9 protein-coding genes are annotated in these 14,287 nt (G+C 74.9%); 1 reads left to right on the top strand and 8 read right to left on the bottom strand.

Annotated features, from left to right (window positions below):
- The first annotated feature begins 74 nt into the window (after window positions 1-74).
- Window positions 75-779: a hypothetical protein gene (locus IE257_RS39000; RefSeq protein ID WP_189972321.1), complete on the top strand. Its 705-nt coding sequence runs from the start codon at window positions 75-77 to the stop codon at window positions 777-779.
- 318 nt (window positions 780-1,097) lie between these two features.
- Here IE257_RS39000 and IE257_RS25930 read toward each other — a convergent pair whose 3' ends face one another.
- The 8 genes from IE257_RS25930 to IE257_RS25895 form a co-directional block, all read right to left on the bottom strand.
- The gene (locus tag IE257_RS25930) at window positions 1,098-1,451 is read right to left on the bottom strand and encodes a hypothetical protein (protein ID WP_189972380.1); all 354 of its coding nucleotides are present in this window, start codon (window positions 1,449-1,451) and stop codon (window positions 1,098-1,100) included.
- Between the two features lie 62 nt (window positions 1,452-1,513).
- Window positions 1,514-3,007 (bottom strand): IMP dehydrogenase, encoded by a 1,494-nt coding sequence (locus IE257_RS25925; protein ID WP_189972320.1) that lies wholly within the window; start codon window positions 3,005-3,007, stop codon window positions 1,514-1,516.
- 345 nt (window positions 3,008-3,352) lie between these two features.
- Window positions 3,353-6,376 carry an FxSxx-COOH system tetratricopeptide repeat protein gene (gene fxsT / locus IE257_RS25920; RefSeq protein ID WP_189972319.1) on the bottom strand — a complete coding sequence of 1,008 codons (3,024 nt, stop codon included), beginning with the start codon at window positions 6,374-6,376 and terminating at the stop codon, window positions 3,353-3,355.
- A gap of 62 nt (window positions 6,377-6,438) precedes the next feature.
- The gene (locus tag IE257_RS25915) at window positions 6,439-7,698 is read right to left on the bottom strand and encodes an aKG-HExxH-type peptide beta-hydroxylase (protein WP_189972318.1); all 1,260 of its coding nucleotides are present in this window, start codon (window positions 7,696-7,698) and stop codon (window positions 6,439-6,441) included.
- Window positions 7,695-9,374, bottom strand: a complete 1,680-nt coding sequence (locus tag IE257_RS25910; RefSeq protein ID WP_372453173.1) for an FxsB family cyclophane-forming radical SAM/SPASM peptide maturase — start codon at window positions 9,372-9,374, stop codon at window positions 7,695-7,697. The genes IE257_RS25915 and IE257_RS25910 overlap by 4 nt, the downstream gene beginning before the upstream one ends.
- A 153-nt stretch (window positions 9,375-9,527) precedes the next feature.
- Window positions 9,528-9,722, bottom strand: coding sequence for an FxSxx-COOH cyclophane-containing RiPP peptide (gene fxsA, locus IE257_RS25905; protein ID WP_189972317.1), 195 nt, complete (start codon window positions 9,720-9,722; stop codon window positions 9,528-9,530).
- A 162-nt stretch (window positions 9,723-9,884) separates the two neighbouring features.
- The gene (locus tag IE257_RS25900; RefSeq protein WP_189972316.1) at window positions 9,885-13,202 is read right to left on the bottom strand and encodes an SAV_2336 N-terminal domain-related protein; all 3,318 of its coding nucleotides are present in this window, start codon (window positions 13,200-13,202) and stop codon (window positions 9,885-9,887) included.
- A gap of 6 nt (window positions 13,203-13,208) precedes the next feature.
- Window positions 13,209-14,270, bottom strand: coding sequence for an AAA family ATPase (locus tag IE257_RS25895; protein ID WP_189972315.1), 1,062 nt, complete (start codon window positions 14,268-14,270; stop codon window positions 13,209-13,211).
- Window positions 14,271-14,287: the final 17 nt, after the last annotated feature.

Raw genomic sequence — 14,287 nt, 5'->3', positions numbered from 1 at the left:
GTACATCCCCGAGTGCGACCGGACGGCACGTGCCGCACCCGAGGGAACCCGAAATGTCACTGGAAGGCGGAAAGATGACGGTCGAGACGCTCCCCCACTGCGCTTACCCGGAGTGCACGAACCACCCCGAGGCACCGACGGCCGACAACCCGGCACCCCGGTACTGCGCCCACCCCGACCACAACGCACTGGGCGCGTTCCGCACGTTCCGCGCCAAGCGGCAGCAGCGCAAGGACGAGAAACGCCGGGCGGCCGAGGCGAAGAAGGCGGCCGAGGCGGCCGGCGCCCCCGTGGACGGGACGACCGAAGCCACCATGTGGACCGCCCTGGAGGACGCGACAGAGGGCAAGGACGCATCAGGCACCCGTGACGGCCTCGTGGCGCTCATCTCCCGGCTGGCCACGGACCTGCCCGGCTACATCGAGGAACTGGCCATCATCACGGACTCGGCCGCCGCCGAGGCGCGCATCCGCACCGTGACCAGGGCCGCGGCCCAGCGGACCCTGGACGCCGAACGGCGCACCGCGCTGGCGGAGGAGGCCGCGGACCTGGCCATCGCCCAACTGGACGTTTCCGAGCACCGGTTCGCGCAGGAGACGGAGGAGATCCGCCAGGAGTCGGCGCAGCAGGTGGCCGACGTGGAGTTCGTACGTGCCGAGCTGGAGCGCTACCGCGAGCGGGTCGCCCAACTGGAGGAGCGCCTCGACAAGGTCCGGGAGGAGGCGGACACGGCCCGCCGGCTGGTACTGCAGGCCGAACAACACCAGTGCACGGTGTGACAACCAGCTGCCTCGGGCGGGCGGCAATTCACCCGGCCGCCACGATCACCCTGTGGTTCATCCCCGGGGGCCGTCGCCCGAAGCCCTGAGCTGCGATCGTCGGAGTGGGCCCATCAGCCCTGGCCCTCAGGCTGTCGTGCCGAGTATCGCCACCTCCACACCGTGTGCCCGACCAGGGCTGCAGCAGCGACGACTGCAGCCACATGGATCGTGCTCCAGGTGTTTGCGGCTACCGGTCCCGCAGAAGCCGCTTCTACATCCAGAGGGCCACCATCACCGGTGCGACGCGCTGACGCCGAAAGCTCATCCTCTTCCCCCTCACGCGATCGAGCAGCAGTCGAGGAGGGCGTGCATGCGGGCGACGGGGAGGGACGGGTTGGCCGCAGCGCCCTCCGCGGTGCGGGGGTCGACGAGGAGAGCCTCCAGGGCTTCCGGCGTCAGCCCGGGGTCGGCGCCGGCCGCCCGGCGCACCGCCTCGTCGGGGGTGACGAGGATGTCGTCCGGCAGGCCGAGGGCTGCGTCGATGACGGCGTCGGGCAGGTCACGCCCCTCGCACATCGACCGGCCGGCCTCACCGGCCGCTCCATCCACCAGGCGTATCAGTACGTCGGAGAGCGCCGCCGGATTGAAGGCGGTGCCGCGAAACCAGAGTTCACGCAGAGAGTCGGACACCGCATCATCCTGCCACCTCGCCGCGCCCGGACCGGGGCCCCATCGCGACCGGCCCAGCACCGTCAGGGGGTCGTCGGGGTGTCCCTCAGGGTGACGTTGGCGTGGCTCTCCTGGAAGCTCTGGTCCGAAACGAGGGTCAGCCGGGCCGTGGACCGGAACTCCGGCAGGGTGGTGGAGCCGCAGGAGACCATCGTGGTCTTGAGCTTGGCCATGGTCAGGGCGAGACCTTCGCTGAGGTCGCCTGCGTAGGGAACGTAGCCGTCCACGCCTTCCTCGAAGACCAGCCCTTGGCCTCCCTGGCCGTAGCGCTGCCAGTTGCGGGCCCGGTTCGATCCCTCACCCCAGTACTCCTTCACGAAGCCGTCGCGGGTGGGCAGTTTCGCGCCGGCCGCCTGGTCGAAGCGTGCGAAGTAACGCCCCATCATGACGAAGTCGGCCCCCATCGCCAGCGCCAGGGCCACGTGGTAGTCGTGCACCAGCCCACCGTCGGAGCAGATCGGCACGTACGCGCCGGTGCGTTCGCGGAAGGCGTCCCGGGCCGCCGCCACGTCCAGCACAGCGCTGGCCTGGCCGCGGCCGATGCCCTTCTGGTCCCGGGTGATGCAGATGGAGCCGCCGCCCACCCCTACCTTGACGAAGTCCGCCCCCGCCTCGGCGAGAAAGGTGAACGCCTCGCCGTCGACCACGTTGCCGCCGCCGACCGGGATCTCCGGATAGTGCTTCTTCACCCAGGTCAGAGCCTGCGCCTGCCAGTCGCTGTAGCCGTCGGACGAGTCGAAGCACAACGCGTCCGCGCCCGCCTCCAGCAGGGCCGGGACGCGCTCCTGATAGTCGTGGGTGTTGATGCCCGCGCCCACGCGCAGACGCTTGGCGGCGTCCACGACCTGGTTCGGGAAGCGCTTGTTGTCCGCGTAGTCGGAACGGAACACCAGATGCTGCAGGTGACCCTCGGCATCCAACACCGGGAGGCAGTCCAGTCGTTCGTCCCACAGCCGCGCGTTGGCCTCGGAAAGCGTGGTGTCCGCCCCGGCGTGGGCCAGGTCGGCGACAGCGGTCATCCGGCCACTGACCGGTCCGTCCAGATCATGGCGCTGGGGGTGGAAGTCCCGGGAGGTCACCAGGCCGAGCAGGCGACCGGTGGCGGTCCCGTCGTGGGTGACCGCGGCGGTGCTGTGACCGGTGCGGCGCATGACATCGACCAGGAGGCTCAGGGTGTCGTCGGGGCGGACGTTGGTATCGCTGGTGACGAACCCGGCCTTGAAGTTCTTCACCTGGCGGACCGCCGCAGCCTGGTCCTGGATCGGCTGATTGTGGTGCAGGAAGCTGAAACCACCGTTTCGCGCGAGCGTGATCGCGAGATCGGGTGTGCTGACGGCCTGCATGATCGCGGACGTGAACGGGGACTGCAGCTCGATCGCCGGTGCCTCGCCCGCCATGTGCCGCACCAGCGGCGTGCGCAAGTCGACCGTCGCAGCCGAGCAGTCGGTGCGTGTCCGGTTCGGCAGGAGCAGAAACTCGTTGAACGTCCGTGAGACCTCGGCGATGATCTGTGCCACTCGTTCCTCCTGACCCGTCGGCCGGGGCCGGACTGCCCCGCCGTGAGGACCGCCCCCGTACTCCGGGGCCCGGACAGGCAGAGATCACACGGCAGCCGTGGAGGTGCCACCCACTGCGGCAGAGCCCTGACCGGCCCGTTGGTCGAACGGGGGTGCGGTCGTGACACGGCACCTTATCGATCAACTCAGCCGCTGCACCAATCGTGCCGTCACCCCCCTGGCGGTTGCTTCAAGTCCTCGGCCCGACAGAGCGGTTCACGCCCGAGGGGGTGAGGGCCCCGCGCGCGTCGTCCCGTACCGCTCCCGCCCCACGGCAGGCCCCGCGCGCGGGTCTTCGTGCGCCCCCTACGGCTGGGGTTCGAAGTCCCAGTACGGCCTGGTCTGTTGCTTCGCCGAGACGGTGTGGACGTGCTGCGGGCCCAGGGTGCGGGTGAGGCCCTTGATGCCCGCGTCCTCGTGCTTCGCCGCCTCCTCGTACTCCCGTACCGACCGGAGGTCCGCCGCCAGGGCGATCTGGGCGCTCAGGGCCATCGGGTGGTCCGGGCCCAGCACCTGCTCGGCCGTGCGCAGGGTGTCCCGGCTCAGGTCCAGCGCGTCCTCCAGGCGCCCGGTGATGTTGCGGTGCCCGGTGGCGTTCAGGGCGCAGCCCAGGGTCCAGGGGTGCCGGTCGCCGAGCGCGCCCCGCATGCCCACCAGTGCCTGCTCCGCGAGGGACAGGGCCGCCGCGCGCTCGCCCTGGGCGCGGAGCACCAGGCCGAGGTTGCCGACCGTGCCGATGCTGTACGGGTGGGCGAGGCCGAGTTGCGACTGGTAGCCGCGGACCACGTCCTCGGAGATCCGGCGGGCCTCGCCGATGTCCCCGTACTCCCTGAGGTAGGTGGCGTAGTCGGAGGCGACCATCAGGGTCCACGGGTAGTCGACGCCGAAGACCCGGGTGGCTCGCTCCCACACGGTCCGCAGGCGCAGGCCCGCGCCGGGGATGTCGCCGGAGCGGCGCAGGCACATCCCGAGGTTGTGCTCGGCGCGCAGGGTCTGCGGGTGTTCCAGGCCCAGCACCTGGGTGTTGATCTTCACGCCCTGTTCCTGCCGGGTCTGTGCCTCGTGGTAGCGGCCCATCAGCCGCAGCCCCATGGCGCAGGCGATCCCGGAGGAGAGCGTGGAGATGTGATGGGTCCTCAGGACCCGTTCCCGGCGGCGCAGGGTGTCCAGGTCGAGGTCGTAGGCGTCCTGGTAGCGGCCGAGCAGGCGGTAGGTGGCGGCCAGGTTGTTCTGGGCGGCGAGGGTGGTGGAGTCGTCCTCGCCGAGCAGTTCGCGGTAGGTGGCCAGGCAGTGCTCGAAGATCTCCCGGGCCGGTTCGAAGCGGGCGATGCACAGCAGGACCCCGCCGTACGAGCTGGTCGCGCGCAGGGTTTCCAGGTCGCGGTCGCCGCGTTCCTCGGTGAGCTGGGCGGCGCGGGCGCGGGTGAGGGTCTCGGCGCGCCGGAACAGGCCGAGGTTGCGCAGGGCTCCGCCGTACTGGTAGCTGAGTTCGCGGACCTTGGGGTGGTCCTCGCCGAGCAGGGCCCGCCAGATCAGGTCGGTCTCCTCGGACAGGCGCAGGCAGGTGCGGTACTCGCCGGCGAGGATCAGGTAGCGCAGGCAGTGCAGCAGGAAGTTCTGGATGCGCGGGTTGCTGCTGGTGAGCACGCCGGAGGTGGCCAGGTGCGGGATGAGTTCGGCGTACCGGGGCCACAGCCGGGAGTCGGAGGGCCGGCCGGGGTCGGCGGCGGCGAGGACCTGGCGGACGGCGCGGGCCAGGGGCTCGGCCTCCTCCGGGGAGAGGTTCTCGCGGACGATGCCGTGGACCATGCGGTGCAGTTGTACGGTCTCCAGCCCGCCGCCGCCCTCCTCCACGGCCAGGTCCGAGTACTCCAGGCGCACCACGGAGAACTGGACGAGCTTGTTGAGGGCGGCGTTCCACCGGATCTGGTCGTTGATGAGTCCGGCGAGCTGTTCGGGCACGTCGTCGGCGGGGAACTCGCGCAGCAGTCGCAGGGGCACCGGTCCGGGGGCGAAGAAGACGAACAGCCGGAGCAGGGCGAGGGCGTCGGGGAAGTTCTCCCGGACGTTGTTGAGCAGTATGGCGAGGGCGGTCGGGAAGGGCAGGGGATAGTCCTCGGAGACCGTGACGGCCTCGTGCGAGTCCATCCGGTGCTGGAGCAGGTCGAGGTAGTCGCCCACCGGCAGCGGCGAGTCGGCGAGCCAGCCGGCGGTCTGGTCGAGGGCGAGCGGGTAGTCCTCCAGGGCCTCGGCGAGCTGGTCGGCCTCGGCGGCGGTGAGGCGCAGGGCCCGGCGGCGGATGAAGGTGATCGACTCGGGCCGGGCGTAGAGCGGGACCTCGACGAGGCTGGTGTGCCGGGCGGCCCATTCACGGTTGCGCGAGGTGATGATCACATCGCCGGCGCCGGAGGGCAGCAGGTCGATCAGGTCGTCCGGACTGTCGCAGCCGTCGAAGACGATCAGCCAGCGGCCGTACGGGTTCCCGCGCCGCAGCGCTTCGAGGACGGCCCGGATCTGCTCGCCGTAGCTGCCGGCGCCGCGCGGCAGCCCGAGCGCCGGGGCCAGGTCGGCGAGGCGCTCGCGCAGGGTGGGCCGGTCCTCGGCGGGGACCCACCACACCACGTCGTACTCGGAGGCGAAGCGGTAGGCGTACTCGGTGGCGACCTGCGTCTTGCCGACGCCGGAGAGCCCCAGCAGGGTGACGGTGGACGCGCCCGGCGGGGCCTCGGTCAGCGCCTCGCGCAGGGTCCCGATGACGTCGTTGCGGCCGGTGAAGCGCGGGTTGCGGCGCGGCACGCGGCCCCAGATCTCCGGCGGGTCGTTGGGGAAGCGCGGCCCGCGGCGGCCGGTCTCGGTGCCGATCCGGTCGGTGGGCAGCTCCAGGCGGCGCAGCACGCGGTACTCGGCCTCGTACGCGTCCAGGCCCCACAGGTCGGTCTTCTCCAGTACGGCGACGGCGCTGGGCAGCGGGGCGTCGGTGAGGCAGACCGCCGCGAACCGTTCGGGATGGCGGTCGGTGACCGCGCGCAGGGCGGTGTTCCACTCCTCCTCGGTGTGGGTTCCGGCGGAGAAGTAGCGCTCGCTGAGGACGAGGAGGACGCGGCTGCCGGAGCGGGCCAGGTCGTCGAGGGCCTGGCCGATGCCGGGGCTGCTCTGCGGGTCCCAGCGCTGGAGGGCGACGCGGTGGCCGTGCTCCTCCAGGCGGTGGGCGATCCACACCGCCCAGGGGCGGTTGAACCCCGCGAAGCTGATGACGAATCGCTGCGGGTGGGACGGGTGGGGCGGCTGCGGCGCCGCCGATTCACGGTCCTGCCGACTACCGGTGGTCATGCGGCCGTCTCCCTGAATGCGGGCGGTGGACGGGCTTGAAAGGTACCGCAGCGGACGGTCCGTCAGCCCTCTGCGAACGGGGCGAGTTCGGGGTGTGCCTCGCACCATGCGCGGCGTTCGCGGTCGACGGCCCTGCGGGCCGCGGCGTGCTGGTCACCGGGCGGGGGGAGGTCGTCCATGGCGCGCTCGGCGGCGCCCATCGCGTCGGCGAAGTCCCGCCCCACGGCGGTGAGTCGCTCGTGCGCCCGCAGGGTGGGCAGGACCGCCGCCACCTGGGCGCGGATCCGGGCGTGCTGGGCCCAGGCGCCGCGGGCCCCGTAGAGGGCGGCGCGCTGCCAGTACCCGGCCAGGGCCAGGTGGGCGTAGGCGCCGTGCAGCAGTCCCTCCAGGGGGCGCGGGTCGCTGCGCCAGGGCGCCCAGTGGCGGGGCGTGTGGTCGGCGGTGTGCAGGGTCAGCACGTCGGCGAGGGCGGTCAGTTTGCCGTGCTGGACCTCGTGGACGAGGGTCGCGGCGAGCGCGGGCGGGGCCTGCGCGCGGGCCAGTACGGAGCCTGCGGCCGCGGGCAGGGTGGCACCGCTGGAGCGGGAGCCGCCGGCCAGCGGTACGACGGAGCGCAGGAGCTGGACGGTCTCCTCCGCGCGGAGGGTGTCGTAGCGCTGGAGCAGGGTGAGCGCGCCGGACCACTGGGTGTCCCACCGCTTGTGGCCCTTGGGGGTGAGCCGGCGGGCGGGGCGGACCGGGGCGGGCTGCGCCGGGCCGGCCGCCCGGTAGGGGTCGAGGTCGTCGAGGGCGGTCCGGCCCCCTGGCAGGACGTGCAGGGGCACGGTCGCGGGGTCGTCGGGGTCCCAGGAGCGTGCGGTGAGGGTGAGCGGGCCGGGGCGGTCCGGGCGCAGCAGGCCGAGGGTGGGCAGGACGAGCCGGCCGTGCAGGGGCCGCAGGGTGTGGCTGAAGGCGATCCCGGCGCGCAGGGCCGCGGCGACGGCGAGCGCGCCGAGGTGTCCGAGGTCGGGCGGGGGGCCGCACGGGGCGTGCAGCCGGCGCAGGGTCTCCTCGGCCCACACCCCGGTGGCGGGGTAGTGCAGTACGTCGCGCACGGCGCCCGCGTCGTGCCGTTCGGCCTCCTCCAGCAGGGCCCAGTGGTCGGCGGTCTCCCCGGACCGGCCGCCGGGGGCGGCGTCGAGGACGGCGCGCAGCAGGAGCAGGCGCTTGGAGCGGCGTACGTCGCGGACCAGGCGGGTGCCCTCCATGGACGGCTCGGTGGAGGCGAGGGCGCGCAGGGTGGGCGAGGAGACGGTGAAGACGGTGAGGGCGGTGGTGGTCATGAGGCGACCGCCGGGGGGTGGGCGGGGGTACCGGGGGTACCGGGGGTACCGGTGGTACTGGGGGTACCGGTGGGGGCCTGGGCGGCGGCGTGCCGGACGGCGTGCTCGACGGCGGCGGCGATGTGCCGGATCAGCGGCTGGAGGTCGGCGCAGTACACGGACGGCTGGCGGAAGCCCTCGCCGGCGCGGTAGCGGTGCGGGTAGTGCCCGCCGCCGCACACCTCGACCAGCTCGCAGGCGCGGCACGGGGCGGCGAGCGCGTCCCGCCCGAGCTGGCGGGCGGCGAGACCGGGGTGGTCGAGGAACTGGTCGAAGCTGTGGGTGTCCAGGGTCATACCGGTGGCGGCGGCGCCCTCGTAGGCGGATTTCAGGGAGTCGGCCTGTTCGATGGAGCCGTCGGTCTCGATCACGGCGGTGGCGGCGGGCGTCAGCCCGAGGGTCTCGGTGGCGGTGGGCAGGCCGAGCAACAGGGCGATGATCTCCTCGAAGAGCCGGATCCGGGTACGCCGTACGCCGTCGTGCCACCAGCGTTCGAAGACGGCGAGGAGCCAGTCGGCGTACGGGGTCCGGTCCGGGTGGTGGCCGGGGGGCGGGTCGCTCCAGTTCGCGAGCGGCAGGAGCAGCCCGATGCTGGGCGGGGCGAAGGCGAGCAGGGACTCGTAGGTCTCCACCGGGTCCTGGTCGAGATCGACGACGCAGAGCACCCCGGCGTAGCTCTGCGGGTGCCGGGCGAGCAGTCGCAGGCCGCGGGCGGCGGCCCCGAAGCCGGGGCGTCCGGCGTGGTCCACGCGCCGGGTGTTGTGCGCGGGCAGACCGCCGTCGAGGCTGACGCCGACGCGGATCCCGGCGGCGGCGAGGGCGGCGAGGCGGCCGCGGGTGAGCAGGGTGCCGTTGGTCTGGACGGTGGCGGTGACGCGGGTGTGCGGGGCGGCCTCGGCGACGGCGGTGCGTATGGCGTCGACGGGCTCGGCCAGCCGTGCGGGGGCGGTGAGCAGCGGTTCGCCGCCGTGCAGGACGAGGTCGACGCGGGGCAGGTCGTGGGCGGCGGCGTGCTCGGCGATCCGCTGCGCGGCGCGGGCGAAGGTGGCGGGGGTCATGACGGGCGGCTGGTCGCGCCAGCCCTGGTCGGCCATCTCGTAGACGTAGCAGTAGGTGCAGGCGAGGTTGCAGCGACTGCGGGTCTTGAGGACGAACTGCCGTACGGGGTGGGGCCGGTGGCCGGCCGCCCGGGCGGCGGCCACGTCGAGCCGGGTGTACGGCCAGGGCGCGTGCCGAGCGTGCCGGGTCCGCTGCGCGGCGGGGTCGTGGAGCGGATGCTGCCCGGCGGGGTCATGGAGCGCGGGGGCCGGGCGCAGGGTCTGCGCGACCGGCGCCGCGGCACCGTAGGGGTACTGCACGGCGGGGTCTTGGAGCGCGGGCTGCCCGGGAGCCGCCGGACTTCGGTTCGGGTGCTGCCCCGCCGGGTCGTCGGGCGCGGGTGGCACCTGTTCGAGGTGTGCGGGTGGCACCGGGTCGCGGTGCGGGTGCTGCGCCGCCGGGTCGCGGTGCGCGGGTACCGCCTGGTCCTCGTCCGCGGGCGCCGCCGGGGCGTCGGGCACGGGGTCTCGGTGCGGGGTGGTGGGGTCGGGGCTGCCGGGCGCGGGCAGCGGGGAGCCGTTCCTGACCGCTCGCCCCATCGCCGTGTCTCCCTCCCCCGGCCACCACCGCCCGGGTACACCCCGGCGGACGGTCCATCCCTGCCCTGGGGGCCGTCCCGGCTAACGGCGGAAAGTGGTCAACTTGGTTTCAAGATGGGGCGGATCAGGCGCGCTCCGCGCGGCGCGGCCCGGTCAGGCCACGCTGGAGTCGAAGGCGTTGAGGATCTCCGCCGGACGGTTCACCCGCTCTACCATGCCCTCGATCACCCGGGCCAGTACGGGATGGTCGATCCCGCGCAGCGCCGCCAGGTCCAGCCCGGAGAGATCCGGCAACCGCTCCGGACATCCCGGTGTCGTTGCCGCCACTTCCTGCTGCTTCGTCACCATGTGCCGCCGGTCCCCCTGTCGCGTCGCACACCGGATGGTCCGGGTCCACTGGGTCCACTCCTGGGTCCACTCCTGGGTCCACTTCCCTTTCCCGCCGACCGGTCCTCGGAAACGGCGGCCCCCGGCCCGGGCCGCGCCCGTGGCGCGGGCGTCGCGGGCGCATCAGAGCCCGGCCTCCAGGGCCCGGATCCGCGCCCGGACCGCCTCCGGGCTCCCGGCGGCGCCCTCGCGGGTACGCGTCCACAGCTCCAGCGCCGAGCGGTACGCGTCCAGGGCCGCGCGGGGCCGGGCGAGGCGCTCCAGCACGTCCCCGCGCAACTGCTGTACCCGGGCGGCCAGCTGGACCGCGGTGTCCTCGCGGTCCTCCACGTCGGCCTCCAGCGCGGCCCGCCAGGCCCGCCGGTAGGAGTCCGCCGCCCGGTCGAGGCGGTCCAGTGCCCGGGTGTGGCCGTGGATGTCCTGCTGCACGTCGCCGTGGTCCCGCCAGGCGCGGGCCTGTTCCAGCGGGCTGCGGCTGTGCCGGACCGCCAGCTCCAGCAGGTACTCGGCCTCCCGCAGGTCCACCGGGTCGCCCTCGTACGCGTGCCGCAGCCGGAGCCCGGCGGCCAGCCGCTGCAGCCGGTGCGCCGCGCCCGGGTCGGACTGGGGGACCGCGGTCCGGCTCTCGCGCAGGACGCGTACGGCCGTCCCGGTGAACCGGCGCCCGTCGGCGGCGCGGGCCCGGTCCAGGAGCACGTCGCCCCACTCGGGCAGCAGTTCCGCGAAGGCCTCCGCATCGCGGGGGATCAGCCGCCGGGCCCGGCCGTACGCCTCGGCGGCGTCCTCCAGTGCCGCCGGGTCGGCATCCCGTGCGTACCGCTCCCGGTGCACCCGGGCCAGGCACACCAGGGCGGCCACCCGCAGCTCCGGGTCCCCGCCGGGCTCCGCGAGGGCCGCGTCGAGCTGGGCCGCGGCCTCCTCCAGGCGGCGGGGGAGGTGGCGCAGCGCGTCGGCCAGTTCCACCCGTACCCGCGCCGCCCCCGGGCCGGGCCGGGCGGGGACGGCCGGTGGGCCGCCCAGGGCCGCCCCGAGGCGGGCGGCGGCCTGTTCGGCGAGGGCCGTGCGCTCGGCCGGGTCGGCGGTGCGGGGCAGCAGGGCCAGCAGGACCCGGCCCAGGGCCAGTTGCAGCTCGGGGTACGGGGCCGGGCGCGGGCCGCCCGCCCCGCCGTGGTCCGGGCGGGCGGCGGCCCCACCGGTGACCCCACCGGCTTCCCCACCGGCTTCCCGGCCGACTTCGCCGCCTGCTTCTGCACCCGGGCCGGGGGCCGGGCCCGCCAGGGGTTCGAGGGCCGCGCGGGCCTCGCGGAGCGCGCCCGGCTCGTCCCGCAGCACGCTCAGCCGGATCAGGGTCTCGGCCCGCCGCACCGCGCAGTCCCGCCGCAGTTCGGGGTCGGCCGCGGCGCCCGCCGCCGCGAACTCCATGTCCGCCGCGGCCAGCAGCTCCGCATCCGGTCCGGAGGCCAGCGCCCGCTCGTACAGCACCCGGCCGAGCAGCGCCCCCGCCTGCGGCGTCCGCAGCCCGGTCACGGCCCGTTCCGCCTCGGCCAGGAGCTCCGGGTCCCGCTGGGCCGCCCACAGCCGCAGCAGCGCGCCCGCCAGCTCGGTCTCCGCCTCCTCCGGGGGATCGCCGGGCCCGGCGGGGGCCGTCACCGCGCGCCGGAGCACCGCCACGGCCTCGTACAGGGCCCGCGCGCCGCCGTCCCCGTCGGCGTCGGCGTCCGCGAGCCGGTCCCGGGCGGCGCGCACCGCGCCGGCCCGGGCGGGCACCGGGGCCGGGGCGGGTTCCCGTACCGGCGGGGCCTCCTGGGGCACCCCGGGCAGGTAGCGCCGTACGACTTTGGCCGAAACCTGTGCAAAGGCCTGCGGGAGCCGGCCCTCGGGCGGGCGCTCGGTGTCCTCGGGTCCCGGGTCGGCGACCGCCGGCGGGACCCCGGTCAGCTGGGAGACGGCGAGCGCGGGGAAGTTCCGTACGCCCCGGCCGAAGTGGGCCAGGACGTACTCGGAGCAGTGCTTGAGCACCAGCGCGGCCTCGTCCCGCCCCAGCGGCCCCAACAGCACGTCCTGCACCCCGGGTACGAACTCGTACCAGTGCCCGTGCCCGGGCACGCTGCGCCGCAGCAGCCCGCTCAGCAGCACCTCCGCCAGGTCGGAGGGCTCGGAGTCCGGCAGCATCGTGCGCTGCACCAGCCGCATCACGGGCAGGGTGAGCGGCGCCGCCGAGAGGTACACGGCGAGCTGTACGGCCCGGGGCGCGGCCGAGGACCGGAAGCGGGCCACCAGTTCGCGCGGCGGCCGCACGGCACGCGGCGGCGGCAGGGGCGCGGCCGGATGGTCGGCCCGTACCCGGCCCACCTCGGCCGGTACCGGTCCGGCGGCGAGTCCGGCCAGCAGCCGGGCCCACGCCCCGAGGGCGGTCGGGCTCGGCGGCAGCACCGGCACGGTCAGCCCTCCGGTGGGCCGCCCGGGCAGCGGCGGCCGGTCCGGCCGGAAGGCGAGCTGCTGCCCGCCGCCCTCCAGCCGTGCGAGCGTGCCCCGCTCGGTGGGCATCCAGCTGCGCCCCCACAGCCGTTGCGGCAGCGGCTGGACGACCACGCACGGCGTGCACTCGGCCCAGCGGTACAGCAGGCGCTGCGCGGTGCCCTCGCGCCACAGCGGCCCGGCGCAGTCGGAGACCACCATGGTCAGGGCCCGGCCGGTCGGGTCCCGCAGCTGGTCTCCGGAGCGCAGTCCGGAGGCGCGGACGCAGCCGGGTGCGGGGCTGCGTCCGAGGGCGGCCGTGCCGTCGGTGAGGCGGTGCAGGTAGTGCACCTGGACGTCCCGGAAGGCCCCCAACCGCTCGCACACCGACCGCAGTTCCTCGAACATGTCCTGCCACACCGCCATCGACGGGGACGCGTCCATCACCAGCCGTACGGTCGCCTCGCGCCGGCTCTCCGCCCGGAGCACCGGGATGACCAGTCCGAGGGTGCGGGCGCTGGCCTCGGCGGTGGCCGTCTCGTCGATCACCAGCCGGGTGGGCGGGCCGGGCGGGCGGTGCCGCTGGAGGGCGCGCAGGGCCCGCTGGACCTCCAGGATGCGGGGCAGCGCGGCGGCCCCGGGCACCCGCACGGGCACTCCGTACTCCTCGGGCGACTCCCCCGGCCGTTCCCCGCCGGCGCCCTCGGAGCGGGCCGCCCCGGGGGCGTAGAGCCCGACCGGGTCGTCGGCCTCCGCCTCCGCCCGTGCGGACTCGGCGGGCTCGGCGGCCGGTTCGGCGGCCGCGGTGTCCGGGCCGCCACCGCCCGGTCCCCGGCCGCCCGGGGCGGCCCGGACGGGCCCGCGGATGTGGCCGGCCAGCCACAGCGCGTCGGCGATCTCCTCGGCGGACGGGTCGAGTCCGGCGGCGCGCAGCAGGGCGGCCAGTTCACGGACGCCGGGTGCTCCGGCGGGTGCGGGTGACACGGCCGGTCACCTGGGGCGGTCGAGGCGCTGGATGAGCAGGTCGGCGAGGTCCTCCCGGGTGGGCGGGGCGGCGTAGTGGGTCAGGTAGACGGCGTTGAGCAGCTGGTCGGCGGCGACCAGCTCGGTCTGGGAGCGGCTGAGGAACTCGCGGATCAGGTCGGCGCCGAGCCGGGCGGCCTCCTCGCCGAGGTGGGCGCGGACCATGGTGGCGAGCCGTTTCTCGCCGGGCTGGCCGAGTCCGAGCTGGATGCAGCGGCGCAGCAGTGCGGCCGGGAAGTCCCGTTCCCCGTTGCTGGTCAGGATGATGAACGGGAAGGCCCGGCAGCGGACGCGGCCGCCGCGGACGGTCACCTTCGTCCCGTCGTCGGTGAGCACCTGCACCTCGGGCTCGGTGTCGGCGACCCGTTCCAGCTCGGGAAGGGCGAACTCCCCTTCCTCCAGCACGTTCAGCAGGTCGTTGGGCAGGTCGATGTCGCTCTTGTCGAGCTCGTCGATGAGCAGGACGCGGGGCCTGGCGGTCGGCAGCAGGGCGGTGCCGAGCGGCCCGAGCCGGATGTACTTCCCGATGCCGGGGACGGCCGCGGGTCCGGCGGCGGTGCCGGATTCGGAGCCGGAGCCGTGGGTGCCCGGGGCCGGGCCGCCGCCGCTCGCGGCGATCTGCACGTCCTGGAGCCGGGCCAGGGCGTCGTACCGGTAGAGCCCGTCCTGGAGCACGGTCCGCGACACCACCGGCCAGCGCAGCACCCGCCCCAGCCTCAACTCGTGGGCGACGGCGTGCGCGAGCGTGGACTTGCCGGTTCCGGGGAAGCCGGTCACGAGCAGCGGCCGCCGCAGGTACAGCGCGGCGTTGATGGCCTCCAGCTCCTCCGGTTCCGGGCGGTGCAGCTCGGCGGCCTGCCGGTGCGCGCCGAGCCGCCGGGCCACGTTGCCGTCGGCGACGCGGGCCGGACCGCCGGGCTCCGCCACGGGCCCGCCGTCGAAGTCCCGCCAGGGCGGCGGGTCGGGCAGGGCGTCGATCCCGTCGTGGGGCTCGCCCACCCCGCGGTAAATGAGCCACTCGTCGTTCATGATGCTTGCTCCCTCCC

Origin of the sequence: Streptomyces avidinii, from assembly GCF_014650695.1 — a bacterium.
GTDB classification, from domain to species: Bacteria; Actinomycetota; Actinomycetes; order Streptomycetales; family Streptomycetaceae; genus Streptomyces; species Streptomyces avidinii.
Note: the sequence above shows the minus strand (reverse complement) of the source record. Positions and strands in the feature narration are given on the sequence as shown.